Origin of the sequence: Flavobacterium fryxellicola, assembly GCF_900143245.1 — a bacterium.
Lineage (GTDB): Bacteria > Bacteroidota > Bacteroidia > Flavobacteriales > Flavobacteriaceae > Flavobacterium > Flavobacterium fryxellicola.
Map to the genome: position 1 here is coordinate 292,187 of NZ_FRDK01000003.1, position 25,689 is coordinate 317,875.

24 protein-coding genes and 2 tRNA genes are annotated in these 25,689 nt (G+C 34.6%); 13 read left to right on the plus strand and 13 right to left on the minus strand.

All coding sequences use genetic code 11. The features are described from left to right. The first annotated feature begins 50 nt into the window (after nt 1-50). The 5 genes from porK to BUA03_RS07465 all read left to right on the plus strand — a co-directional run bounded on the left by porK (nt 51) and on the right by BUA03_RS07465 (nt 5,818). Nucleotides 51-1,451, plus strand: coding sequence for a T9SS ring complex lipoprotein PorK/GldK (gene porK, locus BUA03_RS07445; protein ID WP_066079829.1), 1,401 nt, complete (start codon nt 51-53; stop codon nt 1,449-1,451). 40 nt (nt 1,452-1,491) lie between these two features. Further along, complete coding sequence (porL, locus tag BUA03_RS07450) at nt 1,492-2,139, plus strand: type IX secretion system motor protein PorL/GldL (RefSeq protein ID WP_066079826.1); 648 nt, start codon at nt 1,492-1,494, stop codon at nt 2,137-2,139. 46 nt (nt 2,140-2,185) lie between these two features. Beyond that, complete coding sequence (gene porM / locus BUA03_RS07455; protein WP_066079823.1) at nt 2,186-3,730, plus strand: type IX secretion system motor protein PorM/GldM; 1,545 nt, start codon at nt 2,186-2,188, stop codon at nt 3,728-3,730. A gap of 47 nt (nt 3,731-3,777) precedes the next feature. Then, complete coding sequence (porN, locus tag BUA03_RS07460) at nt 3,778-4,668, plus strand: type IX secretion system ring subunit PorN/GldN (RefSeq protein ID WP_066080755.1); 891 nt, start codon at nt 3,778-3,780, stop codon at nt 4,666-4,668. A gap of 97 nt (nt 4,669-4,765) precedes the next feature. Next, nucleotides 4,766-5,818 (plus strand): NAD(P)/FAD-dependent oxidoreductase, encoded by a 1,053-nt coding sequence (locus BUA03_RS07465; protein ID WP_066079819.1) that lies wholly within the window; start codon nt 4,766-4,768, stop codon nt 5,816-5,818. A gap of 2 nt (nt 5,819-5,820) precedes the next feature. Here BUA03_RS07465 and BUA03_RS07470 read toward each other — a convergent pair whose 3' ends face one another. Further along, nucleotides 5,821-6,204: a DUF983 domain-containing protein gene (locus BUA03_RS07470; RefSeq protein ID WP_066079816.1), complete on the minus strand. Its 384-nt coding sequence runs from the start codon at nt 6,202-6,204 to the stop codon at nt 5,821-5,823. A 73-nt stretch (nt 6,205-6,277) separates the two neighbouring features. On the opposite strand from BUA03_RS07470, the gene BUA03_RS07475 reads away from it, so the two are divergent. Further along, on the plus strand, nt 6,278-8,185 hold the full coding sequence (locus BUA03_RS07475) for an ABC transporter ATP-binding protein (RefSeq protein ID WP_066080753.1): 1,908 nt from the start codon (nt 6,278-6,280) through the stop codon (nt 8,183-8,185). Nucleotides 8,186-8,216: 31 nt separating this feature from the next. On the opposite strand, the gene BUA03_RS07480 is transcribed toward BUA03_RS07475, so the two are convergent. Next, nucleotides 8,217-9,185 carry an App1 family protein gene (locus BUA03_RS07480; RefSeq protein WP_066079813.1) on the minus strand — a complete coding sequence of 323 codons (969 nt, stop codon included), beginning with the start codon at nt 9,183-9,185 and terminating at the stop codon, nt 8,217-8,219. A gap of 64 nt (nt 9,186-9,249) precedes the next feature. Here BUA03_RS07480 and BUA03_RS07485 point away from each other — a divergent pair, with 64 nt between their 5' ends. Then, nucleotides 9,250-10,140, plus strand: a complete 891-nt coding sequence (locus BUA03_RS07485; RefSeq protein ID WP_066079810.1) for a diacylglycerol/lipid kinase family protein — start codon at nt 9,250-9,252, stop codon at nt 10,138-10,140. On the opposite strand, the gene BUA03_RS07490 is transcribed toward BUA03_RS07485, so the two are convergent. Then, complete coding sequence (locus BUA03_RS07490; protein WP_066079806.1) at nt 10,133-11,281, minus strand: 8-amino-7-oxononanoate synthase; 1,149 nt, start codon at nt 11,279-11,281, stop codon at nt 10,133-10,135. The two genes, BUA03_RS07485 and BUA03_RS07490, sit on opposite strands and share 8 nt — an antisense overlap. A gap of 97 nt (nt 11,282-11,378) precedes the next feature. On the opposite strand from BUA03_RS07490, the gene BUA03_RS07495 reads away from it, so the two are divergent. Then, on the plus strand, nt 11,379-11,654 hold the full coding sequence (locus BUA03_RS07495; protein ID WP_066079803.1) for a 4a-hydroxytetrahydrobiopterin dehydratase: 276 nt from the start codon (nt 11,379-11,381) through the stop codon (nt 11,652-11,654). A gap of 340 nt (nt 11,655-11,994) precedes the next feature. Next, nucleotides 11,995-12,849: a leucine-rich repeat domain-containing protein gene (locus tag BUA03_RS07500; protein ID WP_066079800.1), complete on the plus strand. Its 855-nt coding sequence runs from the start codon at nt 11,995-11,997 to the stop codon at nt 12,847-12,849. 701 nt (nt 12,850-13,550) lie between these two features. Here the strand turns inward: BUA03_RS07500 and BUA03_RS07510 are convergent. Continuing rightward, nucleotides 13,551-13,623 (minus strand) — tRNA-Met (locus tag BUA03_RS07510). A gap of 35 nt (nt 13,624-13,658) precedes the next feature. Beyond that, nucleotides 13,659-13,731: transfer RNA gene (locus tag BUA03_RS07515), tRNA-Met, on the minus strand. A 118-nt stretch (nt 13,732-13,849) separates the two neighbouring features. On the opposite strand from BUA03_RS07515, the gene era reads away from it, so the two are divergent. Continuing rightward, a complete protein-coding gene (era, locus tag BUA03_RS07520) occupies nt 13,850-14,731 on the plus strand; it encodes a GTPase Era (protein ID WP_066079794.1) in 882 nt (293 codons plus the stop codon). 297 nt (nt 14,732-15,028) lie between these two features. Here era and BUA03_RS07525 read toward each other — a convergent pair whose 3' ends face one another. Then, nucleotides 15,029-15,529, minus strand: coding sequence for a hypothetical protein (locus BUA03_RS07525; RefSeq protein WP_066079791.1), 501 nt, complete (start codon nt 15,527-15,529; stop codon nt 15,029-15,031). 108 nt (nt 15,530-15,637) lie between these two features. On the opposite strand from BUA03_RS07525, the gene der reads away from it, so the two are divergent. After that, nucleotides 15,638-16,948 (plus strand): ribosome biogenesis GTPase Der, encoded by a 1,311-nt coding sequence (gene der / locus BUA03_RS07530; RefSeq protein ID WP_066079788.1) that lies wholly within the window; start codon nt 15,638-15,640, stop codon nt 16,946-16,948. 79 nt (nt 16,949-17,027) lie between these two features. Continuing rightward, on the plus strand, nt 17,028-17,819 hold the full coding sequence (locus tag BUA03_RS07535) for an SDR family oxidoreductase (protein WP_066079785.1): 792 nt from the start codon (nt 17,028-17,030) through the stop codon (nt 17,817-17,819). A 97-nt stretch (nt 17,820-17,916) separates the two neighbouring features. Here BUA03_RS07535 and BUA03_RS07540 read toward each other — a convergent pair whose 3' ends face one another. The 7 genes from BUA03_RS07540 to BUA03_RS07570 all read right to left on the minus strand — a co-directional run bounded on the left by BUA03_RS07540 (nt 17,917) and on the right by BUA03_RS07570 (nt 22,472). Then, nucleotides 17,917-18,159 (minus strand): hypothetical protein, encoded by a 243-nt coding sequence (locus tag BUA03_RS07540; protein ID WP_066079782.1) that lies wholly within the window; start codon nt 18,157-18,159, stop codon nt 17,917-17,919. Between the two features lie 106 nt (nt 18,160-18,265). Next, nucleotides 18,266-19,009 (minus strand): DUF2490 domain-containing protein, encoded by a 744-nt coding sequence (locus BUA03_RS07545; RefSeq protein WP_066079779.1) that lies wholly within the window; start codon nt 19,007-19,009, stop codon nt 18,266-18,268. A 76-nt stretch (nt 19,010-19,085) separates the two neighbouring features. After that, the gene (locus BUA03_RS07550; RefSeq protein ID WP_066079776.1) at nt 19,086-19,898 is read right to left on the minus strand and encodes a TPM domain-containing protein; all 813 of its coding nucleotides are present in this window, start codon (nt 19,896-19,898) and stop codon (nt 19,086-19,088) included. Further along, nucleotides 19,898-20,335: a TPM domain-containing protein gene (locus BUA03_RS07555; protein ID WP_066079774.1), complete on the minus strand. Its 438-nt coding sequence runs from the start codon at nt 20,333-20,335 to the stop codon at nt 19,898-19,900. The genes BUA03_RS07550 and BUA03_RS07555 overlap by 1 nt, the downstream gene beginning before the upstream one ends. 93 nt (nt 20,336-20,428) lie before the next feature. Next, complete coding sequence (locus BUA03_RS07560) at nt 20,429-21,016, minus strand: LemA family protein (RefSeq protein ID WP_066079771.1); 588 nt, start codon at nt 21,014-21,016, stop codon at nt 20,429-20,431. 65 nt (nt 21,017-21,081) lie between these two features. Continuing rightward, on the minus strand, nt 21,082-21,414 hold the full coding sequence (locus BUA03_RS07565) for a MerR family transcriptional regulator (protein ID WP_066079767.1): 333 nt from the start codon (nt 21,412-21,414) through the stop codon (nt 21,082-21,084). Between the two features lie 80 nt (nt 21,415-21,494). Next, nucleotides 21,495-22,472 carry a peptidoglycan DD-metalloendopeptidase family protein gene (locus BUA03_RS07570; protein ID WP_066079764.1) on the minus strand — a complete coding sequence of 326 codons (978 nt, stop codon included), beginning with the start codon at nt 22,470-22,472 and terminating at the stop codon, nt 21,495-21,497. A 341-nt stretch (nt 22,473-22,813) separates the two neighbouring features. On the opposite strand from BUA03_RS07570, the gene alaS reads away from it, so the two are divergent. Beyond that, entirely contained in the window at nt 22,814-25,474 is a 2,661-nt protein-coding gene (alaS, locus tag BUA03_RS07575) for an alanine--tRNA ligase (RefSeq protein ID WP_066079761.1), read from the plus strand. Nucleotides 25,475-25,689: the final 215 nt, after the last annotated feature.

A 25,689-nucleotide genomic window follows, 5' to 3' on the forward strand; every position in this document is an offset into this window, starting at 1 on the left:
AATAAATAGGTTTACACACTTAAAAATAATGAATAGATAACCAAATTTATATGAAGAAGTTCATAGCTTTTACGACAATTTTGACCCTTTTAATTGGCTGTGGTAAATCAGGCGATAAAGGAGAATTAGTTGGTATTGATGGAGGAAAATGGCATCCTGAAAAGCCTTATGGAATGACATTAATTCCAGGTGGTGCTTTTATTATGGGTAAATCAGATGCTGATTTAGCTAATGTAGAAGATGCTCCTACAAAAACGGTTACCGTTCGTTCGTTCTACATGGATGAAACGGAAATTACTAATAGTGAGTACCGTAAATTTGTAGAATGGGTAAAAGATTCTACAATGAGAGTTCGTTTGGCCATTCTGGCTGATGAAAGCGGTCAAACAGCTGGAACAGGTAAAGGAAAAAATGCTGGAAGCATTGGTGATTTTGCTTTTAACGACTCAGATCCTGAGAAAATGACAGCGTACGATAAGTATATGTATGACAATTATTATAGTGTTGGAACTGCTGATGATCCCTACGCTGGTAGAAAACTAAATAAAAAAGTAAAATTAATTAAAGATACCAAATTGTATCCTGATGCGTATTATGCTGAGGTTATGGACTCTATGTATTTGCCAATAGAGGAGTCGTACAATGGCTTAAGAACTATCGATGTTAATAAATTAAAATTCCGCTACTCATGGATGGATATTCAGGCTGCTGCCAAAGCAAAAGTGGGACGAAGAAAAGATTTTATCAAAACAGAGGAAGTTAATGTTTATCCAGATACAACCGTTTGGATTAAAGATTTTGCCTACTCTTATAATGAACCAATGCACAATGATTATTTTTGGCACAAAGCGTATGGTGGTTATCCAGTGGTTGGAGTGAAATGGACCCAAGCAAAAGCATTTTGTGCTTGGAGAACATTGTATAAAAACAGTTATATTAAATCAAAAAAGAAAGGTCAAGATTTAATCAATTCTTTCCGATTGCCTACAGAAGCAGAATGGGAATATTCTGCAAGAGGTGGTCTCGAGTCTGCTACTTATCCTTGGGGTGGTCCGTACACAAAAAATGATAGGGGTTGTTTTTTAGCTAATTTTAAACCAAATAGAGGTGATTATGCTGCTGATGAAGCGTTGTATACTGTCGAAGCTAAATCATACGATCCAAATGGATATAATCTGTATAACATGGCAGGTAATGTATCGGAGTGGACGGATTCTTCTTATGATCCAAATGCTTATGAATATGTGTCTTCTATGAATCCAAATGTCCTTGATGCTTCTAATAAGCGTAAGGTACTTCGTGGTGGATCCTGGAAAGATGTTGCTTATTTCCTACAAGTAAGTACCAGAGATTATGAATATGCTGACTCTGCCAGAAGTTATATTGGTTTTAGAACCGTTCAAGATTACATGGGAATTCAAACCACCGGCAACGGGAAAAAGAAAAAATAAACAAAAAAACCAAATCTATTAAATTTTAAATTACACTATTATGGCATTATTAGGCAAAAAAGCGATGAATTTCGCGTACGGTATGGGAGCAGCGGTTGTAATCATTGGCGCATTATTCAAAATTACCCATATTGAATTTGGTCCAATTACGGGTAATCTTATGCTTACTATTGGTCTTGTTGTAGAAGCAGCTATTTTTGCACTTTCTGCTTTCGAGCCAGTTGATGACGAATATAAATGGGAAATGGTTTATCCGCAACTTAAGGACAAAAACGCGATTCCTTTAGCTAAACAAGTAGTAGCTGAGCAAGATGCACAAGGAATGTTATCTCAAAAATTAGACGCCATGTTAAAAGACGCTAAAATTGATGGGGAATTAATGGCTAGTTTAGGGAGTAGTATTAAAAATTTCGAATCAGCGGCTAAGGGAATTGCTCCAACTGTGGATTCTATTAATTCTACTAAAAAATACAGTGAAGAATTAACTTTGGCTGCAGCCCAAATGGAATCTTTAAATAGCTTATACAAAATACAGTTGCAAAGTGCTTCAAGAAATGCTCAAATAAACGAAGAAGTTGCTGAAAACAATTTAAAATTAAAAGATCAAATGCAGTCATTGACTTCTAATCTATCGTCTTTAAACAACGTATATGGAGGAATGCTTTCTGCAATGAGTAATAAAGGATAATTAGTTTCGAACTATACAAAAACAATAAACTAATTATTTAGAAAATATGGCAGGAGGAAAACTAACCCCTAGACAGAAGATGATTAACCTAATGTACTTGGTTTTTATCGCGATGTTAGCATTAAATATGTCCAAAGAAGTATTATCCGCTTTTGGATTAATGAATGAAAAATTTGAAGGTTCAAATACTTCAGCTGTACAGTCAAACGCTCAAATGTTAGCAGGATTAGATGCAAAAGCTGCTGAAGCAGGTGGAGAATTTAAAATAGCGGCAGTGACGGCTCACAAAGTAGAAGGTATTACAAAAAACTTTTACGATTATATTGAAACAATAAAATCAGAAGTTTTAGTAGGTACAGAAATAGATCCTGAAACGGGTAAATTACCTTACGAGGCAATGGACAAAGGAGACAATATTGATAATTTATGGTTTAGCCCTGCGGGTTATTCTGCTAAAGGGAAAGAAGTTATTGCCACAATAGAAAAGTATAAAGCTGATATGAAATTGGCTTTAGGTGATAATAAAAAATTAGCGCCAATTTTATCTGAAGTTCAGACTAAGTTTAGTTTGGCAGACGTTACAAATAAAGACGGCATAGCGATACCTTATTTAGATTATCATTTTAAAGGTTTTCCAGCTGTGGCATCATTGGCAAAATTATCTGCATGGCAGAATGATGTTAAAAAAGTTGAATCCGATGTGTATAGCACTGCATTGGGTAAAGCGGCTGTTGCTGCTGCTTCTTACAGTAACTATCAAGCTATTGTGGTATTAGATAAAAATGCTTATTTTCAAGGTGAGCAAGTCACAGGAAAAGTAGTATTGGGTCGTTATGATGAGAATACTAAACCAACTAGCGTTACTGGTGCAAGATTGGATCCGGCTACAGGTCAAGCGAAAATAGCTTTAACCGCTGGAGGTGTAGGTGAACAAAATATTTCGGGACAATTTACCTTTGTTGAAGATGGTAAAACAATCCCCTTAAAATTCGCTGGGAAATATGTTGTTGTACCAAGACCTAATTCTGCTACAATTTCAGCGGATAAAATGAATGTTGTCTACAGAGGTGTATCTAATCCAATGACGATTTCATTTGCTGGTATTCCGGATAATGCTGTTAATGCTTCTGCTCCAGGTTTATCAAAGGTGGGTAATGGCAAATACGTTATGAATCCAGGTGGAGGCAATGAAGTTGTAGTAAGCGTTTCAGGTAAAATGTCTGACGGAAAAGTTGCGAATGACAAAAAAGTATTTAGAATCAAAGGTATTCCAGGTCCTACAGGAACAATCAGAGGAGAAACAGGTGTGGTAAAAGGACCTAAATCTAATCTTGAAATTGCTACAATTGGAGCCAAATTAGAGGATTTTGATTTTGAAGTTGGTTTAAATGTTGTTGGATTTAATCTGAAAATTACGGGACAACCGACAGTTGTTGTTCAAGGAAATAGATTGAATGCACAATGTAAAGCGGTTCTTTCCAAGGCAGGAAGAGGAGATCAAGTGACTATCTCTGAAATTAAGACGAAACTTGTTGGAGCTGGTAATTATTTATTGCCAAGAACTGCTCCGGTAATTTTTGAAATACAATAATAAGTAGGTTTTGGTAACCTATTTCAATATCTTATAAGGATAACATGATGAATGTAAGAAATTTTTTAATCGCCATTATCTCTATTTCAGGAAGTTTTGCGTCAGTAGCGCAATCTAATCTGCTTAACGCAAAAATTCCAGAAGAAATAGGGCTTAAAACTGCTGCTCAACTTGATTCAGATAACGATAAGCCTCTAGCTTACGGTTATGTGCATGATAGAGATGTTTTGATGGGAAAGACTACATGGGAAATTATTGATTTGAGTGAAAAAATTAATTTTGCCTTGTACTTTCCAATTGATACTGCAAACATAGGATCAGACAGGAGGTCTTTGTATGACGTGTTGACCAAAGCAATGAAAAATGGTGAAATCACGGAAGTATATACTGATAGCTATTTTAACACTAAGAAATCTTTACAAGATATCCAGGGTTCGCTAACACGCATCGATACGACGGATGCAGGTAGAGAACAAATTAACGCTGGTAATCAAATCTCTGATGAATATATTTTAAGAACGGATTTATCAGCACAAGATGTAACACAATATAAAATTAAAGGATATTGGTATTTTGACAAGCGTCAGAGTGAATTGAAATATCGTTTGCTAGGATTGTGTCCTGTCACTCCTGATGTATACACGGTCAACAGTGATGAAAAAGATTATATTGAACTATTCTGGATCTTTTTTCCCGCAGCTAGAGAGGTTTTGCATGAAGCAAAAGCTTTCAATGATAAAAATTCAGCGATGCCCGTGTCATTTGATCAAATATTAAATTCAAGACGTTTTAATGCGGTTATTTATAAAGAAGAAAATGTATACGGAGATAGATCTATTGAGGAATACATGAAAGATAATGCACAAAATCAACTGTTAGAGTCCGAGAGAGTGAAGGATAAAATTCGAAATTTCGAATCAGATATGTGGAACTATTGATTTTTTTTTTAACATTATTAAAAAACTCTTACTGTAATGGTAAGAGTTTTTTGTTTTAAAGGGTTTTCTTTGTATTTCGATTTTAAAGAGTTTTTATATGATTGATTATTTAATTATAGGCGGTGGTTTAGCAGGGATTTCATTTGCAGAAAAGGCCTTGCAAAATGACAAATCTATTTTTGTCATGGATAATAATTCCCAAAATTCTTCCAAAATTGCTGGTGGGCTCTACAATCCAGTTATTCTAAAGCGCTTTAGTGAAGTATGGAAAGCGAAGGAACAATTAGAATTAATGGAACAGTTTTATTCTGTTTTAGAAGATAAATTAAAATGTACTGTTGATTTTAAAAGACCCATCTTACGGAAATTCTTTTCTGTTGAAGAGCAGAATAATTGGTTTGCGGCTTCCGATAAAGTAGCTTTAGCCCCTTTTTTATCTACTCAATTAGTTTCTACAAAATATCCTGGAATTGATTCTCCTTATGGATATGGAGAAGTTTTACAAACCGGCTATGTGGATACTGCTTTATTGATAGAAAAGTACAAAGAATACTTGATAGACAATACGCTATTTCAAGACGAATTTTTTGATTATGACGCTTTACAACTTGAGACAGGTGGTATTCGTTATAAAGACATTCATGCGAAGCATATTGTTTTTGCTGAGGGTTTTGGCATGCATTCAAATCCTTATTTTAAATATTTACCATTAGACGGTACGAAAGGGGAGCTCTTTATAATAAAAGCACCCAAATTAGATTTAGATGTAATTGTTAATACTAGCGTGTTTATTTTACCGCTAGGTAACGATTTATTCAAGGTGGGTGCAACTTACAATTGGAAAGATAAAACAAATTTGCCTTCAGAAGAAGGTAAAACAGAATTGATAGAAAGAATACAAGAAATAATAACCTGTGATTTTGACATTATAGCCCATTTTGCTGGAGTTCGCCCTACGGTAAAAGATAGAAGGCCGTTAGTAGGAACGCTGGAGAATCAGAATGCTATTCATATTTTGAACGGCTTGGGTACAAGAGGTGTTATGCTAGGGCCTGCCATGGCAAAAGAATTGTTTGACTACATTGAATACCAAGCGCCTTTAGATCCTGCTATTGATATTAGACGATTTAAAAGTAGAGAAAAGAAGTAAAACTATTTTAGTTTGTTCTTTGGGTCGTAGGAAACAAACATGTTAATATAAATGTTTCTAGCCCACCGTAAAACGAATGGGAATGATATAAGAAGAGAAGCGATAATTACTATAAAGGCTATCTTAAGGCTAGATCCTATAAATAAAAATGAGATAATAAAGGCTGCAACTCCTATGGCAACATTTAGGCCGTAACTAACATACATTGCACCATAAAAAAAGGAAGGCTCAATTTGATAATGTAAGCCGCAATGACTGCAATTTTCATGCATTTTTAATATTTTATTTAAATGAAGTGGATTTTTATCTAAATACATACTCTCATTCTGACATTTAGGACAAGTTCCTGTTAAAATGCTATATAATTTGGATCCTTTTTTTAACATTTGCAAAAAATTTAATTTTTCCTTTTTTGGAGTTACAAATTTACGCATTCGAAAAGGAATAAAATCACAATACATGCTTAATATACACAATTTATCTGTTTCTTTTGGTGGTACTTATTTGTTTGAAGAAGTTACCTTTCGATTGGGTGCCGGAGACAGAGTTGGTCTTGTTGGGAAAAATGGAGCCGGAAAATCTACCATGCTTAAAATGTTGGCTAGAGATTTTGCTCCTGATTCAGGGGTTATTTCTCAAGAGAAAGATATCCGTATGGGATTTCTACGTCAGGACATTGATTTTGAACAAGGGAGAACAGTTCTTGAAGAAGCCTATGAAGCTTTTACGGAAATAAAAATTGTAGAGAAAAAGCTGGAGGAGATTAATCATTTGTTAGTAACCCGCACTGATTATGAAAGTGATGAATACAGTCAAATCATAGAAGATTTATCAGACTATACCCATCGATTTGAGTTATTGGGCGGTTATAATTATGTAGGTGATACGGAGAAAATTCTTCTGGGATTGGGTTTTAAAAGAGAAGTGTTTGACAATCAAACGGAAACGTTTTCTGGTGGTTGGAGAATGCGGATCGAATTAGCCAAATTACTGTTGCAAGCCAATGATGTTTTGTTGCTGGATGAGCCAACGAATCACTTGGATATAGAAAGTATTATCTGGTTAGAAAGTTTTCTGCGTAATTATCCAGGTGTGGTAGTAATTGTATCGCATGATAAAATGTTTTTGGATAATGTAACAAACAGAACCATTGAAATTTCGTTGGGGAAAGCCTATGATTTTAACAAACCCTATTCTCAGTATTTAGAATTACGCCATGAAATCCGTGAAAAACAATTGGCAACGCAAAAAAATCAAGCCAAAAAAATTGAAGAAACGGAGAAATTAATTGAAAAATTTCGTGCCAAAGCTTCCAAAGCTTCAATGGCACAATCTTTAATAAAAAAACTAGATAAAGTAGAACGCATCGAAGTCGATGAAGATGACAATTCAGTGATGAATATTTCTTTTCCTGTTTCTAAAGAGCCGGGAAGAGTTGTTATTGAAGCGGAGCATGTGACTAAAAGCTACGGTGCTGTTACGATTTTGAAAGATATTAACTTGTTAGTAGAGCGAGGCAGCAAGATTGCATTTGTTGGACAAAACGGACAAGGAAAATCGACGTTTATCAAAGCTATAGTTGATGAATTTGAGTACCAAGGAAACATTAAATTAGGTCATAATGTGCAACTAGGCTATTTTGCACAGAATCAGGCCGAATATTTGGATGGTGAAATTACTTTATTGCAAACCATGGAGGATGCGGCGGCAGATACAAACCGAATGAAGGTGCGTGATATGCTGGGCTCTTTCTTGTTTAGAGGTGATGATGTGGACAAAAAAGTAAAAGTACTTTCAGGAGGCGAAAGAAATCGCTTAGCGTTGTGTAAATTATTGTTGCAACCTATTAACGTTTTGTTGATGGATGAGCCGACAAATCACTTAGACATTAAATCAAAAAATGTTTTGAAAGCTGCGCTTCAAAAATTTGGTGGAACTTTATTGCTGGTTTCTCATGATAGGGATTTCTTGCAAGGAATGTCAAATTTGGTATATGAATTCAAAGACCAAAAAATAAAAGAATATTTAGGTGATATCAACTACTTTTTAGAGCAACGCAATATGGAAAACATGCGGGAAGTGGAGAAGAAAGATGCCGAAAAAGCTGCTGCACCGAAAGAAAGTAACAAAGCCTCTTATGAAGATCAGAAAAAGGGAAAAGCATTGCAAAACAAACTAAGCAAAGTGGAGAGCCAAATTAAGCAATTAGAAAAAGACATACAGCAGGATGATAAAATGCTGGCTTCAAATTATGATAAGCACATTGAAGACGCAAAATTTTTTACAGCCTACAATAAGAAAAAAGCAGAATTGGACAAACTCCTGCTGGATTGGGAAGTTGTTCAAGAAGAAATTGATCATTTATAATAGCAGAGAGTTCCACATTGGAGCTCTTTTTTTATGCAATAATTCCTATTGATTTGGAATGTGCAATGGCCTCACTACTATTTTTAAAATAACAAATAGAAACATTCAATGTTTCTAAATTTTTCATAACAGTTATTATTTTTTCTTTCTTAGTTTCGCCGGTTTGTCGTATGTAAACTGCTTTTACTGTGACAGGGAAAATCTTGCAAATTGCCTCATACAGAAATGGATCGTGTTGCGAATCGTCCCCAAGAAGCACATATTCTAAAGTGGGGTAAAATTCTAAAATGTGTTTTATTTTATCAAATTTATGATTGTGGTTTCCTCGGCCAGTCATGAAGAAATCGGTGAGACTCGTTTTAATATCTTTTAGCAATAAAACAGCTTTTGGAAGCTTGTGAATTTCGGTAAATTTTGTAATAAAACGATATAAGTTCCATTCACTACTAGACACATAAAAAAAAGCATTAAATTCTTCTTTGTTGTTTCTTCCTGCAGTACTTAAAGCCTGATAATGTGTAACAACGTCTTCATATATTTTTCTCTTATTTACATTTTTAAACAATAGCACATATAATTTTTTCAACGGATTTAGCGTGTGTGACACTAAAAAAGTATCATCAATATCAGATATAATTCCTAAATTCCCTTTGTGTGGCCTAATGTAACTGTCTCTCGTGGTGATGGTTCCATTTTTATAAATAATACTGACTTCATAATCAATCCAGCCGTAATTCGTGTCTTGGTCTAAAGGCACGCAAAATTTGAAATAACCATCTACTAATGTTTTGGTATGAATTTTGGAATTGTTGTGTTTTAGATAAACATCAGCATTGGCCTGAGTTTTTATTTGGAACATTTTGATAACAGAAGTAGCATTTTTTAGATTCTTTTTTTGAAAATTATACTCCTCAATCGATGTGGGCTTGAACACATGTCCCATGACAATTAATTCTTGTTCATTAGCATAACCTCGATATAATTTTAAAATTGGTTTCATATATTGTAGTACTTTTGATAAAAGATGAATTTAATGGTTTTAAATCAATAAAACAGAATAAAATTTGAAAAATAACGTAATCCTAGTTGTTAATCCCATTTCGGGAGACGTTGATAAGTCTGAACTTATTGATGAGGTCACTTTTTTTGCTGATAAGGAAAATTTGAATCTAGTGATTTATAATACTTCTGGAGTTTCAGATAGTGACAATATAAAAGCGCTTTATGCAACCTATGCGCCAAAACGAATTATTGTAGCTGGAGGCGATGGCACAATAAAAATGGTAGCGGAAGCCATGGAAACACTCGATGTGATCATTGGTATTTTACCGGCTGGTTCTGCCAATGGTTTAGCTGTTGATTTGAATTTGCCCTCTGAGATTTCAGAAAATTTGGAAATCGCTTTTCACAATGATTATATGGAAATTGACATGGTTTCCATTAACGGAAAAAAAAGTATTCATTTAAGCGATTTGGGAATCAATGCAGAAATGATTAAGAATTATGAGAAGAGCAGTATTCGTGGAAAATGGGGGTATGCGTTGCAAACGGTAAACACTTTGATCGATTTAGAAGATCCATTTATCGCGACCATTACCGGTGATTTCCCTACTATAGAATGTGAGGCGAGAATGATCGTAATCGCTAATTCTCAGAAATATGGTACTGGGGTTTCTATAAATCCAAATGGTATAATGGATGATGGAAAGTTTGAATTGGTTATCTTGAAAAATATGGATTTAGTGGTATTGGGTAAAATCATAACCGGTAACATGCCCATAGATGTCAATGATGTAGAGATTATTTCGACTGATCAAGCCTTTATTACAACAAATATTCCGGTTAGTTTTCAAATCGATGGTGAATATTGCGGAACAGAAACCAAACTGATTATTGAAATTCTACCCAAACAAATGAAAGTGGCTATTCCTACACCGCCACTTAAAATTATTTAAACGGATTTCGTTCTTGCCAAATGCTTTCTGGTTCTAAATATTTGAATATTTTTGACATATAAGGATTCACTAAAGTATTGGTGTGCGCTATAAGTCCGTACATTTTCACGGGCTTAGCACCAACAGAACTTTTTATTTCCAAAGCTGTTCTGGCAAAAACTATTTCCTTGAACCCTTTATTGATGGAGTAGGCAATCATATCATATAACATGTTTAAATAAAGCATCTTTTCTCGTTGAATGCTGTCATCATATCCAAGAAAATACGTGTCCATTATTGCCCCATTTTTTATTAAAGTATTAAAGCCAATTAGTTTTTCGCCGATAAAATAACCGTAGAAAAGGAATTTGTCTTTAAAGATTTCTTTGAAAATTCTAAAATGATTTTTCGGTAGAAAAAAAGTATTAAAAGGAGCATTTTTTGCAACATGAAAATACAGCTCATAAATGGTTTCTTCCAATAAAATAATGTCTTCAAGATGTAATTTTCGTTTCTCTATGTCAGCTGCTTTCTTTCGGGCTCTTTTATATTGATCTCTGTATTTTTTTGAAAGAGAATCAATGTAATCTTGCTCTGATTTCCAATTTTCATTTATGGAAAAAATCATATTTGGCTGCGTCGAAAATTGATAATCATTTTCGAATTCTGGGATGGCGAAGTTTTTGATTTCCTCTTCTCCAAAATCTTTGTAGGTCGTAATATGAATAGTAACACCTTTAGATTTAAATATTTTTTTTAACTCTGTTGTCGCAAAATACAAGGCCTGCATCGCCTTTTTCTTATCAATGGAATCGGATAAAGCATAGCAATTTTGTCCTGTTAACATGTTGTTTCCAAGGACCAAAACTTGTGATCCGAAATTTCTAAAAACAATATTGCGGACGGCAGTTTTGATACATTTGTCTCGTTCTCCAAAAGATTCTAATTTGTTTAGATTTAGAAATTGAGAAAGGGAAATGCCTACTAAAGTATCATTTTTGAAAATGCCAATGAAATGACAAATCATGTTTTCGGGTGATGATTTTTCTAAAACCTCTAAGTATTTTTTGGATAAAAAAATAGTTGAAATTGCGACATCATCCCAATTTAGAGGAAGGTGTGCTGTTGAAGAAAAAATTTTGAAGGAATAATCTGTGTTCAAATTGAGTAGAAATGTTTTTCCAAAATTAGTTAATAAAGTTAAAGTATCAGTGATTGTCTAGAAATTAAGTAACTTTATATGATAAAATAAATAAATTATGAAAACCTATTCAGAGGAATCCATTAAAACCCATTTGGAAGAACTAAAAGACTGGACATTTAACAATAGCGGAATCGAGAAAAAATTTAAGTTTGAAGATTTCACTCAAGCTTTGGGTTTTATCGTACAAGTGGGAGTAATGGCGGAGAAAAGAAGCCATCATCCCGAATTATTTAATGTCTATAATAAGGTTACTATTCGATTGACCACTCATGATGCAGGTGGAGTCACGGATAGGGACATTGATTTGGCGCAGGCCATAGAAAAAATTTAGTAAAAATTCGTCTTGACTATCACAAGACGAATTTTTTAATTAAAACCATTTGTACTTTTGTACTTAGGCTTGTTTTATTCATCAAATTCATAGGAAACGGTGTGCAGGTTGCTTCCAGTAAGGAGATGCATTAAAAGCTGAAAGTCAACGTCTTAAAAATTTATTTCTATAATTTTATGTTGCTTTTGTTAACAGCTTTAAAAAAGAAAAATAACGTTACATTAATGTAAAAAGTAAGTTATTACTGCATATAAAATCAAATAGTATGTAGTTTGTCGATTTTATTTGCTGATTAACTATTTTGTAAGTAGTTTTAGATGTGCAAACTAAAATTCTATTTATGAAAATTATACCTACCTTACTTTTAACTATTTTGTTTTCTTTTTCAATGCTTGCAAATGTAACTCCATCAGATAAAGAGGCTTTGGTGAAATTGTATGAAGCTACAAATGGAAAGCAATGGAATACTAAGTGGGATTTGTCATTGCCAGTCTCTACATGGTATGGCGTCAAACTTCAGGATGATAAAGTAATCTCAATTCGATTAGTGGATAACAATTTAGTTGGCGAAATTCCTAATGAGATTGTAAATTTGACTGGTCTTCAAGAATTAGACTTACATAAAAATAAGATATCAGGAATGATACCTGTTTTTATCGGAAAGCTGAAAGAAATGAAAGTATTGAATCTTTCTTTTAATAAGTTATCAGGATCAATTCCTACTTCAGTTTGTGACATGGCTAATCTGAAAGATCTAGAATTGTATATGAATGCACTCACTGGAGAATTGCCAATGCAAATTGGTGCGTTGAAGCAATTAGAAATTTTGTCGTTATTCAACAATGAAATTGCTGGAGAAATTCCAAATTCTCTTTATGATGTAAAAACGATGAAAGTTTTGTTGCTAAACAGTAATAAACTAGTAGGAGCATTGAGTAGAGATGTTGAAAATATGACTGCCCTTGAAAATCTTAGTTTATTTGATAACAAGATGGACGGTCAAGTGCCATTTGAATTAGAAAATTTGAACAATCTTAAAGAAATGAATATTTCTTATAATAGATTTAAAGGTTTGGTTTCTAAAGACTTAGCTGTTTTGGATACTTTGAACATGACGATGTTGAACGAGCAGGGAATGATCGTTTTATTAGATGTAGCAACTAATAGAAATTCAGCTATTGTTTCAGAGGATTAATTTTAAATGTAGACACTATTTGTAAATAAAAAATTTAGTTGGTTTCGGATATTTAATTTTAGTAAAATTAGTTGGTTGAAAACCTGTATGACTTGTCGTATAGGTTTTTTTCATTTAATCAATATGAGTAAGCTATAAATAATTTAATTTTATTGGGTTCGGTCAAATCCTTTATGAACTAGGAAATTTTTTGATTTATAAGTAATTCAGTATCATGTCGATACTAGGGAAAATATCGAATTCAAAGGCAATTATTTCTAAAGGCTTTACCTGAATTTTTAATCTGTCGGCACCTGTACCTTTTTTGGATTTCCAAATATTCACTATTTTTCAACAAATATTTGGCCGTTTAATTGCACTATCAATCGGTTTTGAGACGTAGTCCAAAGTGATTTTTTCAGTATTGTTTTCAACACTTAAAGATCTGGAAGATAATCTACTAATAAAAGGGGACAGAATAGTACAAACATAAAAGCAAAAATGGAGATGGTGAGTTGGTTTTTCAATCCAGTTTAGGCAAGCAAAGTTCATTTTGAAGGTAACGATAGCAAATAGGAAATTTCAGAAGGTAAATCGAAATGGTTTTGGCATTGAGATTTTTGATTTTTTTTGTTTCCTGGAAAAGGATGTATTCAATTAAAATTAAATGGTTGTCGCTACCATAAATAAAAAAGCTCCACATTTCTGTGAAGCTTTCTTAGTAGCGGGAACAGGACTCGAACCTGTGACCTTCGGGTTATGAGCCCGACGAGCTGCCTACTGCTCTATCCCGCGATGTGCGTTTTGTACTCTCAATAAGGCTACCTTAGTAGCGGGAACAGGACTCGAACCTGTGACCTTCGGGTTATGAGCCCGACGAGCTGCCTACTGCTCTATCCCGCGTTGTTTCGGGTGCAAATGTACAACTAAATTTAAGAAACCCAAACATAAATTTAATAAAATGTTTTATTTCATCTATTGACTTGATATAACTACCTTTGCAAAATAAATTATAATAGAAATGTCACACAAAGCAGGTTTTGTAAATATCATAGGAAATCCAAACGTTGGTAAGTCCACATTAATGAACGCTTTCGTAGGAGAGCGATTGTCCATTATTACATCTAAAGCACAAACAACTCGTCACAGAATTCTTGGAATTGTCAACGGAGAAGATTTTCAATTGATCTTATCTGATACACCCGGAATCATTAAGCCAGCCTACGAAATGCAAGCATCGATGATGAACTTTGTAAAGTCGGCTTTTGAAGATGCAGATATATTAATTTATATGGTAGAAATTGGCGAACAAGATCTAAAAGACGAAGCTTTTTTCAATAAAATTATTTATGCTACAATTCCAGTTCTTCTTTTACTGAACAAAATAGACAATTCAAATCAAGAGCAACTAGAGGAGCAAGTTGCTTTCTGGACTGCTAAAGTGCCAAACGCGGAGATTTTTCCCATTTCAGCTTTGCAAAATTTTAATGTTCCCGAAGTATTTGGAAGAATAATAGAATTATTACCGGAATCGCCAGCGTATTATCCAAAAGATCAGCTGACGGACAAACCAGAACGTTTCTTTGTAAACGAAACCATTCGGGAGAAAATTTTGTTGAATTACAGTAAAGAAATTCCGTACGCAGTTGAAATTGTTACCGAAGAATTCTTTGAAGATGAAAATATCATTAGAATTCGTTCGCTGATTATGGTGGAACGTGAAACTCAAAAAGGAATTATAATAGGGCATAAAGGTGCTGCTTTGAAAAAAGTAGGAATGGAAGCGCGTGTCGATTTAGAGAAGTTTTTTGGAAAACAAATCCATATCGAATTGGTAGTGAAAGTAAATAAAAATTGGCGAAGTAACGTTAATATGTTAAAGCGTTTTGGATACAATCAGTAAGGTTGATATCTTTTAAATGATACTCAAGAATGCGGGGGAATTCATTTTTATCTGTAGAAATTAAAAATGTTTTTGGATTAGTTTAAATTGTAGTCGCAGCTGTAAAAAAAATAGAATCAAGATTGGAATTCGTGTTCCAATCTTGATTCTATTTTTTTTTAGCCCAGATAGCAATGGAAACCCCGCAGGCAGAAGTTGTAGTTTTTATTGTCCTAAAAAAGCGACCAAAGGAAGCTCTTTTTAGGACTTATAAAAACACAACTTCTGGCGAGGAGTTGCAATGAATAGCTGGATTAGCTACTTAGAATTTACTATTTCTTGGAATAAATCGTCTAAATATTCCATTTGATTGTTGCCATTTTGTCGAATTTGTTTGGCGATGAAGTACAATAGAAACCAAACGATAACCATTAAAATCATCACGATGAAGTCGAAGGTTGTGTCTTGTTTTAAAATGGAATTAGAATAGGCGATGCCACCAAAGATTAAAAACAGTCCGGCTGTAATAAAATGGAGAAATATAAAAAAGGTCCACAAGTTTGGATCGGGTCCATATAAACCCCTGATATGCGTTTCTGCAGTACTAGTGGGCTCTAATTCAATATGTAAATGTGGGGAATAATATTTTTTTTTCGGGCCTTTTAGATTGAGCCAAATGTGGTATCCTCGTACTTTAACAAAGTAATCATTAGATTTTATTTGAGTATAATTTGCAAATTTTTGGCGAACTATATCTGCATTTTCAGCAATGTCTTTGTGAAAACGTAAACGAAGGCTAATTTCATTATCAATATCCATGAGATTAATTTTAGTAGGTTTGATGCAGCTTGATAATGCTAATATATTAAAAATATTGATATTCAAGTTATTTAACCCTACCTTTGCAAAATATTTGAATTTAGGATTATGAATAACATTGTAGCTATAGTAGGAAGACCAAATGTTGGAAAGTCAACACTTTTTAATCGTTTGATACAGCGAAGAGAAGCAATTGTAGATTCAGTTTCGGGAGTTACCCGTGATAGAAACTACGGGAAAAGTGAGTGGAACGGAAAAGAATTTTCTGTAATTGATACGGGCGGCTATGTTCGTGGATCTGATGACGTTTTTGAAGCAGAAATTCGTAAACAAGTGGAACTTGCTATTGATGAAGCCGATGTAATCATATTTGTGGTTGATGTTGAAGAAGGAATCACTCCAATGGATGATGCTGTTGCAAGACTCTTGCGTAAAGTAACTAAGCCAGTTTTACTTGCCGTAAATAAGGTAGATAATGCCATGCGTGAGAAAGATGCCATTGAGTTTTATAACCTAGGTTTAGGGGAATATTACACTTTTGCAAGTATTTCTGGAAGTGGAACAGGCGATTTATTGGATGCCTTAATTGATGCTTTTCCAATAAAACCAGAGCCAACTCAGGAAGAAATTGTGTTGCCTCGTTTTGCAGTTGTAGGGCGTCCTAATGCTGGAAAATCAAGTTTTATCAATGCTTTGATTGGTAAAGAGCGTTACATTGTTACTGATATTGCAGGTACTACTCGTGATTCTATAGATACAAAATTTGACCGTTTTGGTTTCGAATTCAACTTAGTTGATACAGCTGGGATTCGTCGTAAAGCAAAGGTAAAAGAAGATTTAGAGTTCTATTCCGTTATGCGTTCGGTGCGTGCTATTGAACATGCCGATATCTGTATTTTGATTATTGATGCAACACGTGGATTTGAAGGCCAGGATCAAAGTATTTTTTGGTTGGCAGAAAAAAATAGAAAAGGGGTTGTAATTTTAGTTAATAAATGGGATTTAGTCGAAAAAGAAACGATGTCAACCCGTGATTATGAAGAAAAAATTAGAGAAGAATTAATGCCATTTACGGATGTGCCTATTCTTTTTGTTTCTGCTTTAACAAAACAACGTTTATTAAAAGCATTAGAAGCAACGGTAAAAGTTTTTGAAAACAGACAACAACGTATTGCTACTTCAAAATTTAATGAGTTTATGTTGAAAGTGATTGAAGCCTACCCACCTCCAGCAACTAAAGGGAAGTATGTGAAAATAAAATATTGCATGCAATTACCAACACCAACTCCTCAGTTTGTATTTTTTGCTAATATGCCACAATATGTTAAAGAACCGTACAAAAGATATTTAGAAAATAAAATTAGAGAAAATTGGGACTTTTCAGGAGTGCCAATTGATATCTATATCAGAGAGAAGTAGTTTTTATTTCCGCTCTTCTATTATAAAGTTTATTGAGTTTGTAAAAACTCGGTAAACTTTTTTTATTTTTAGAAAAAAAATGGGAGCAATAAATAGTAAAGTGGTTTGGATTACGGGAGCTTCAAGCGGAATAGGGGAGGCTGTAGCGTATGAATTAGCAACTAAAAATTGCAAACTAATTCTTTCGGCTCGAAATACGGAAGCTTTAGAAACTGTGAAATCTAAATGTTCAACATCAGAAGTTGTGATCTTGCCTTTTGATCTGTCTGATTTTGACAATGCTAAAAATCATGTAGAAAATGCAATTGCTGCCTTTGGAAAAATTGATATTCTAGTGAACAACGGTGGAATAAGCCAACGCTCCTTGATAGCAGAAACCGATTTTGAAGTAGATAAGAAACTGATCGAGGTTGATTATCTTGGCACAGTTGCGTTGACAAAAGCTTTGTTGCCTCATTTTATCAAAAATAAGAAAGGACATTTTGTTACTGTAACCAGTTTGATGGGGAAATTTGGTTCGCCATATCGTTCTGGATATTGTGGTGCAAAACATGCTTTACATGGTTTTTTTGATGCTTTGAGAATGGAACATCAAAAAGACAATATAAGTGTGACACTTGTCTGCCCTGGATTTATTCAAACCAATGTGGCTAAAAATGCGCTAATCGCAGACGGATCTAAACAAAATGTAGATGATGAAGCAACTCAAAATGGAATGCCAACAAGTGTTTTTGCCAAAAAATTTTTGAAAGCAGTTGAGTCGGATAAATTTGAAGTTTATATTGGTGGCAAAGAAACGTTGGGGGTTCATATGAAACGATTTTTTCCAAAGTGGTTGCATCATTTTGTTTTAAAAAGCAAAGTGAGATAAATTTTAATAGTAGCTATTGAAAATTTAAATCAGAAATTCATAGGAATAGAAAATCCTGAGCAATCGGAGTTTTTTGAGTTAAAATAGATTGGAATGATTAGTTTTTTTCTTTTTCTTCTTCCAAAGTTTCCATTGAATGATCACCGTACCAATCTTTAAAAGTTTTTGCAGTTTTATAATCATCGGTAAGGACGGCATAAACCATTAATAGTATTAACGGTATACCAACGCAATATAGTGTCATTATTACTGGTAAAGCAACGCTAGTTTGACATAAACCGGCAAATACAAAAACATAAATGGTGGTGAACCAAACGAGTTTAATTGCGAAATTTTTCATGGCTATATCTTTTTATTAAAGGTACGCCAGAAATTGCAAATATTAAGTTAACGTATTGGTAATCAATGTTTAAAATAATTTATCAGTTTAAAATTACAAAGGATCATTATAATTTTTTCGATCTTTTAATTTTATGAAAGATGCTAATTCGGATAATATCTCTGTTGAAATAATCGGTTCCACTGCTTCTTCTTTGGAAACTGTTCAGGTAACCGAGTTCAAATGCTACATTGCTATTGAGACCATAATGTATAGCGGTATAAATCCGATTTTGATCAAACGTGTTTTCAATTATATTTTTTCCAAAATTGAACATTATTTCATCAGATAGAACTGCTTTTAATAGCTGTTTTTCTTTCTTCCAAAAAGTATAATCCGTTTGCAATCGGTACCTGAATCGCCATGAAAAAGTACTTCCAGGAAGTAAATTCTCTTTATTAGCGTTGTGAATGAATCGTTCTTCTAATTGAAAACGTTGGTTGATTGTGAATTTTCCCAAATTTTGTTTCCATGTAAGGTCTTGCTGTCCTCTGTATTCAGGAATAGTAAAGTCGGGATTCACTTCTGGTATTTGGGTGTTTACAGAGAAATAGGCAATGCCAACTCCAGTTTCCAAATGCTCATTTATTTTGTAGCGCCCTTGTACTCGGGCAAGAAATACATTTTCTTGAATCGGTTTCAAAAAAAGGCGGTTGTCAATTTCAGAATGTAAAGACCATTTTTCATTAAAGAATACCTGATTGTAATAGCGTGTCCAAAGAATGCTTTGATGATCAATGTTTTTTTCTTTTTGTCCTTGGCAGTACGATGTTGCAAATAAAAAGAATATGAAAAAGGGATAAAATTTCATTATTTTAAATTTGTGCCAAATATAAAAAAATACCCTGTCAATTCGATAGGGTATTCATATTTTTAGAATTAAGGAGTTACCAGCCTCCGCTAGATCCACCGCCAGAGAAACCTCCGCCACCAAATCCACCGCCGAAACCGCCCCCGCCAAATCCACCGCCAGAGGAGCCACCACCGAAACCTCCACCGCCACTGTTTCTACCAAGGCTGCTAAGTATAATGACATCCAGTAAGCTAGGTCCTATGCCGCCACCTCTGTTTCCAGAATTACCGCCACCACCTTTGTTTCTAGAAATAAGTACCAGTATAATGATCACAATAACAATTAAGGGTAAAAGAGGGAATCCTTTATCTTTTGTTTTTTTAACGCGCTCCCCTTTGTATTTTCCTTTGAAAACATCAAACAAAGCATCTGTTCCTTTGTCTAAACCGTTGTAATAACTTCCTGCTTTAAATTCAGGAATAATAATATTTCGGATTATTTCGCCACCAATTCCTGCGGTTAACCGATCTTCTAATCCATAGCCGGGATTGATAGCTATTTTTTTTTCGGCTTTGGCCAATAAAACAATAACACCATTATCGTCTTTCTCCGTCCCGCCAATTCCCCATGTTTGTCCCCATTTCGTTGCTAATTGACTGACATCTTCGTTTTGAAGACTTTCAATAGTAATGACTACAATTTGGGTGGTGGTTGAATCAGAATATTTAATCAGTTTTTCTTCTAGCTGTGCTTTTTCTGTTGCGCTAAGCACATTTGCATAATCATAAACCGAAGTTTGTAAAGTTGGTTTTTTAGGAATGGTAAACTGCGCAAAGCCAATTTGTGTAAATAATAAACAGATAAAAAGTTTTAGTGCAATTAGGGTAGTCTTTTTTTGTAATAGCATTATCCTTTAGATATTTCGTTTGATAATTCATTTGTATCGCCTTCTAGCCAAGGGAAATACTGCTGCAACTGTTCACCTGCTCTAGCAATTCCATCAATAAGACCTTGCTTGAAATCTCCTTTTTTGAATTCCGTGACCATAATATCACGGGTGCAATTCCAAAAATCATTTGGTACAACATCATTAATTCCTTTGTCTCCGCAAATAACAAAATGATGATCTTCAACTGCTAGGTAAATCAAGACCCCATTTTGCAGCTCAGTTTCATCCATTTTTAGCTCATGAAAAACTTCCAAAGCGCGATCATACACATCCATGGAAGTTGTTTTTTCTATATGAACTCTAATCTCGCCAGAAGTGTTTTTTTCAGCCATACGAATAGCTTCAACAATTTCTTGTTCTTCTTCTTTGGTTAAAAAATCTTCTACTTTTGACATGGGATAAATTTTTGAATGAAGAGTAACGATTTTTAACTTTAGAAGTTTTCATTCTGCAGTCAAAAATCGCTACTCGAAAATCTGAAATCGTTTTTAGAATTTTACTTCAACTGGTTTATCTGCGCCTTCAACAGCATTGAAGTATGCTTTCTCTTTGAATCCAAACATTCCAGCAAATAAGCTATTTGGAAACGTTTTAATATGGGAATTATAGGGTTTAACTGCTTCGTTAAAACGTGTTCTTGCCGTTAGAATTTGATTTTCAGTACTGGCCAATTCGTCTTGCAATTTCAAGAAGTTTTGGTTGGCCTTCAATTCTGGATAAGCTTCTACCGTTACTAACAATCGAGATAAGGAACTGCTCACGCCGCTTTGAGCTTTGTTGAATTCTGCTAATTGTTCCGGGGTAATGTTTGCAGGATCAATTTTTACAGCAGTTGCTTTGGAACGCGCTTCAATTACCGCGGTTAATGTGCTTTTTTCAAAATCAGCGGCTCCTTTTACGGTATTCACTAAATTGCCAATAAGGTCATTTCTTCTTTGATATGCCGTCTGAACATCACCCCAAGATTGTTCTACATTTTGGTTTAACGTTACTGCAGTATTGTTAATCCCTTTAACCCAGCTGTAAATTACAAAAATTACAACAGCCGCAATAATCCAAGGCAAAAATCTTCTCATGTTTATTTAATTTAAGTTTAGTATTTAATTGTTTAAAAATTTTAATTGGGAAGTAGTCTTGCTAACTACAATTCCTTTTTAATATTTGTTAACTGTGCACGTATCGTTTCTAATTTCCGAATAATTTCAAACTTATCCAAGGTTTTCTTCTGTCCTTCTTTCAAATGGGTTTTGGCACCTTCCAATGTAAAACCTCGTTCTTTGACTAAATGATAAATCAATTGTAAATTAGTAATATCTTCTGGAGTAAACATCCGATTGCCTTTAGCATTCTTTTTTGGTTTCAGAATATCAAATTCATTGTCCCAAAAACGAATCAGCGATGCATTTACGTCAAATGCTTTGGCTACCTCGCCAATGCTGTAATATCTTTTATCTTTAGAAAGTTCAATGTGCATGTTTTTTTTATTTTAATCTTTTCTCTGAACACTTCTTTTTATAAACTGTCAATCCTGAATAATGCTACTACCTCGGCGTCTTAATCAAGCGATTGATTTTCTTGATTGGCTAATTGGGCAATAACTACATATTCTACAGCCGATATGTTTCCGTAATAAAAATTAAGCGGATTCACTACTTTTTTGTCTTTATGAACCTCATAATGTAAGTGAGGCCCTTCGGATCTTCCTGTGCTTCCTACATACCCTATAATATCTCCTCGTTTTACGCGTTGTCCCGCTCTCGCTTTGTATTTACTTAAGTGAGCATACAAGGTTTCGTATCCAAATCCATGCCGAATCACAATATGATTTCCATATCCTGAGGCCGTATTGTCTGCTTTTACAACCATTCCGTCACCAGTGGCATAAATAGCCGTTCCTGTTTTTGCCGTAAAATCCATGCCTTCATGCATTTTTCTTGCTTTTGTAAAGGGATCGGTGCGGTATCCAAAACCAGACGCCATTTGTTTTAAATTTTCATTTTGTACGGGTTGAATGGCAGGGATGGCTGACAGAAAATCACTTTTGGCTTCTGCCAATTTCAAAATAACATCTAATGATTTCGACTGAATTGCTAATTCTTTGCTCAGCACATCAATCCTTTTTGTCGTATTAAGTACCAGCTGCGAATTGTTGTAACCCTCTAATAATTGATACCTGTTTTTACCCTGAAATCCCGCTTTCCGAATAGAATCAGGAATCGCCGTTTTGTTAAAATAGACCCGATACAAATTATTATCCCGATTTTCAATAGCATCAACAACACCATTTACCTGATCCATTTTTTTGTTTAGCAGCGCATAATTCAATCTCAAATTTTCAATTTCACGTGCTTGCAAACGGTCTTTTGGTGTTTCAAAATAAGGGGTGTTCAATAAAATGATAAAACTTAAAGAACCAAACAGCGCTGAAGCTAATAAAAACAAGACAATAACACCAAATTTTGTTCTTTTACGTGTTTTTATTTTTCGGTACGCTAGATTTTCGGAATCGTAATAATATTTTACTTTCGACATATTTTAAAATACCCTATTTTTGCACACTGTAAAAGGTTAGACGAACAAATTTAAGAAATGTTTCATTCGTTACACCCTTTTTTTTAAGGAATAAATAAATTAATGTGCCTATTCCAGCTATTCGTTGCAAGTTCTCGTCTTGAAATCTTTTTTTCTATTGAGTCAGCAGGAGCTCACTGCGGTCGCTCTGCCAGCTCAAGAAAAAATAGATTTCAAAACTTCAAAGCTTTCCACTGCTATCTGGGGCAAAAAAATTAAAAGATCTAATGATTAAAAGATTGAAAAATTCAATTCTAAATAATCTTTAAATTTTTGAATCTTTAAATATTTAAATTAAATCAATGACATCACAAGACGTACGCAAACAATTTCTAGATTTTTTCGCATCAAACGGACATTTAATCGTTCCTTCAGCACCCATCGTTCTAAAGGATGATCCTACGCTGATGTTTAATAACTCTGGAATGGCGCAGTTTAAAGAATATTTTCTGGGTAACGGAACTCCAAAAAGTAACCGAATTGCGGACACACAAAAATGCCTTCGTGTTTCTGGAAAACATAATGATCTAGAGGATGTAGGTTTTGATACGTACCACCACACTATGTTTGAAATGCTAGGAAACTGGTCATTTGGCGATTATTTTAAAAAAGAAGCTATTTCTTGGGCGTGGCAACTTTTGACCGAAGTCTATAAAATTCCAAAGGAAAATTTGTACGTTTCTGTTTTTGAGGGAAATCCTGCAGAAAATGTACCATTTGACCAAGAAGCTTGGGATATTTGGAAGGAATTGATTAACGAGGACCGCATCATTCTTGGCAACAAAAAAGACAATTTCTGGGAAATGGGAGATCAAGGACCATGCGGACCATGTTCGGAAATTCATGTTGATTTACGCACTGCTGATGAAAAAGCATTGGTTTCAGGAAAAAGCTTGGTCAACAATGACCACCCACAAGTAGTGGAAATCTGGAACAATGTATTTATGGAGTTCAACCGTAAGGCTGACGGATCTCTTGAAAAATTGCCTGCAAAACACGTGGATACCGGAATGGGATTTGAGCGTTTGTGTATGGCTTTACAAGGAAAAACGTCTAATTATGATACCGATGTTTTTACACCGCTTATTGAAAAATTGGAGCAAATTACAGGATTTAAATATACGTCCAATGATGTCATTCTGAACGATAGTGAAGAATCTAAAGAGCAAAACAAAACCAATATCGCTATTCGTGTAGTGGTCGATCACGTACGTGCCGTAGCATTTGCAATAGCAGATGGGCAATTGCCATCCAATACTGGTGCTGGTTATGTAATTCGTAGAATTTTGCGTCGTGCCATTCGTTACGGGTTTACGTTTTTGAATACTAAAGAGCCTTTTGTCAATCAATTGGTTGCTGTTTTAGCCAATCAAATGGGAGAATTTTTTCCAGAAATCAAAGCACAACAACAATTGGTTACCAATGTGATTCGGGAAGAAGAAGCTTCTTTTCTAAGAACCTTAGATCAAGGATTGCAATTGTTAGATAAAGTTATCGAAGACGAAAAAGGAAAAATAGTAGCGGGTACCAAAGCATTTGAATTATACGATACGTTTGGATTTCCAATAGACTTAACAGCGTTAATTCTAAGAGAAAAAGGATTGGAACTAGACGAAGTTGGTTTTACTGTTGCCATGCAAGAACAAAAAAATCGTTCCCGTGCCGCATCGGAGGTTTCAACCGAAGACTGGTCAGTTCTAATTCCTGGTAATGTGGAAACATTTGTAGGCTATGACCAAATTGAAAATGAGGTTAAAATCACTCGTATTCGTAAAGTGGATAGTAAAAAAGACGGTGTTTTATACCAAATCGTTTTAGATAATACGCCTTTTTATCCAGAAGGTGGAGGTCAAGTAGGCGATAAAGGAAATTTGATTTCGGCAAACGAAACGATCGAAATCATCGATACTAAAAAAGAAAACAACTTGATTTTGCATTTTGCAAAAAAATTACCAGAAAATGTAAACGCTAGTTTTGTGGCCAAAGTGAATTCCGATTTGAGAAGTTTATCTTCTAGAAATCACTCGGCGACACACTTGATGCACCAAGCGTTAAGAAGTATTTTAGGAACACATGTCGAACAAAAAGGTTCCTTAGTAAATCCAAATTATTTACGTTTTGACTTTTCGCATTTTGCTAAACTGACCGAAACTGAATTGCAACAAGTCGAAGATTTTGTAAACGCAAGAATTCAAGAGCAATTACCATTAATTGAGAGAAGAGATATACCTTTTGCGCAAGCAGTAGAAGAAGGTGCAATGGCATTATTCGGAGAGAAATATGGCGACCATGTTCGTGCCATTAAATTTGGCAACAGCATGGAGTTGTGCGGTGGAATCCACGTTAAAAATACGGCTGAAATATGGCATTTCAAGATTATTTCTGAAGGAGCAGTGGCTGCAGGAATTCGGCGTATTGAAGCCATAACAAGTGATGCGGTAAAAGCCCATTTTGCTTCCTATGAGACTACATTAAATGAAGTGAAAACAGCCTTGAAAAATCCCCAGGATATTTTGAAAGCCGTTCATTCGATGCAAGAAGATAACGCCAAACTTTCGAAGCAAATTGAGGCGTTGGTTAAAGACAAAGTTAAAAATTTGAAAGCGAGTTTGATTGCTGAAATACAAGAAATAAACGGCGTTCAATTCCTAGCAAAACAAGTCGATTTAAATCCAGAAGGAGCAAAAGACTTGGCGTATGAATTAGGAAATTTAGGGAATAACCTATTCCTAGTTTTAGCCACAGTGAATCTCGATGCTTCGGGAGAAAAACCAATGTTAACGTGCTATGTTTCGAAAGAATTAGTAGCGGAGAAAAATCTCAATGCCGGACAAGTGGTTCGTGAGTTGGGTAAGTATATCCAAGGCGGTGGCGGTGGACAACCGTTTTTTGCAACAGCAGGAGGAAAGCATGTGGCAGGAATTCAACAAGCTTTAGCGAAAGCAATAGATTTTGTAAAGTAGCCCAAATTTATTTTTCAGAGTACAATCCCTTTTGGAACTAGATAGTAGTTCTAAAAGGGATTTTTTTTGCGGGGAAAATGATTCCTCTGGTCTGCAGTTAGTAGGTGCGTTCGGTTTGGAATTAGTAGTTTAACCGAAATATAGGAATTGTAACGATGAATATTGTCGCCTTTATATAATTTCTCTAGGTTTGTCAGTTATTATGCCACGCAATT

Coding starts and splice junctions, on each gene's coding strand:
- porK (WP_066079829.1), top strand. CDS start 51: ATGAAGAAGTTCATAGCTTTTACGACAATTTTGACCCTTTTAATTGGC.
- porL (WP_066079826.1), top strand. CDS start 1,492: ATGGCATTATTAGGCAAAAAAGCGATGAATTTCGCGTACGGTATGGGA.
- porM (WP_066079823.1), top strand. CDS start 2,186: ATGGCAGGAGGAAAACTAACCCCTAGACAGAAGATGATTAACCTAATG.
- porN (WP_066080755.1), top strand. CDS start 3,778: ATGAATGTAAGAAATTTTTTAATCGCCATTATCTCTATTTCAGGAAGT.
- BUA03_RS07465 (WP_066079819.1), top strand. CDS start 4,766: ATGATTGATTATTTAATTATAGGCGGTGGTTTAGCAGGGATTTCATTT.
- BUA03_RS07470 (WP_066079816.1), bottom strand. CDS start 6,204: ATGTTAAAAAAAGGATCCAAATTATATAGCATTTTAACAGGAACTTGT.
- BUA03_RS07475 (WP_066080753.1), top strand. CDS start 6,278: ATGCTTAATATACACAATTTATCTGTTTCTTTTGGTGGTACTTATTTG.
- BUA03_RS07480 (WP_066079813.1), bottom strand. CDS start 9,185: ATGAAACCAATTTTAAAATTATATCGAGGTTATGCTAATGAACAAGAA.
- BUA03_RS07495 (WP_066079803.1), top strand. CDS start 11,379: ATGAAAACCTATTCAGAGGAATCCATTAAAACCCATTTGGAAGAACTA.
- BUA03_RS07500 (WP_066079800.1), top strand. CDS start 11,995: ATGAAAATTATACCTACCTTACTTTTAACTATTTTGTTTTCTTTTTCA.
- era (WP_066079794.1), top strand. CDS start 13,850: ATGTCACACAAAGCAGGTTTTGTAAATATCATAGGAAATCCAAACGTT.
- BUA03_RS07525 (WP_066079791.1), bottom strand. CDS start 15,529: ATGGATATTGATAATGAAATTAGCCTTCGTTTACGTTTTCACAAAGAC.
- der (WP_066079788.1), top strand. CDS start 15,638: ATGAATAACATTGTAGCTATAGTAGGAAGACCAAATGTTGGAAAGTCA.
- BUA03_RS07535 (WP_066079785.1), top strand. CDS start 17,028: ATGGGAGCAATAAATAGTAAAGTGGTTTGGATTACGGGAGCTTCAAGC.
- BUA03_RS07540 (WP_066079782.1), bottom strand. CDS start 18,159: ATGAAAAATTTCGCAATTAAACTCGTTTGGTTCACCACCATTTATGTT.
- BUA03_RS07545 (WP_066079779.1), bottom strand. CDS start 19,009: ATGAAATTTTATCCCTTTTTCATATTCTTTTTATTTGCAACATCGTAC.
- BUA03_RS07550 (WP_066079776.1), bottom strand. CDS start 19,898: ATGCTATTACAAAAAAAGACTACCCTAATTGCACTAAAACTTTTTATC.
- BUA03_RS07555 (WP_066079774.1), bottom strand. CDS start 20,335: ATGTCAAAAGTAGAAGATTTTTTAACCAAAGAAGAAGAACAAGAAATT.
- BUA03_RS07560 (WP_066079771.1), bottom strand. CDS start 21,016: ATGAGAAGATTTTTGCCTTGGATTATTGCGGCTGTTGTAATTTTTGTA.
- BUA03_RS07565 (WP_066079767.1), bottom strand. CDS start 21,414: ATGCACATTGAACTTTCTAAAGATAAAAGATATTACAGCATTGGCGAG.
- BUA03_RS07570 (WP_066079764.1), bottom strand. CDS start 22,472: ATGTCGAAAGTAAAATATTATTACGATTCCGAAAATCTAGCGTACCGA.
- alaS (WP_066079761.1), top strand. CDS start 22,814: ATGACATCACAAGACGTACGCAAACAATTTCTAGATTTTTTCGCATCA.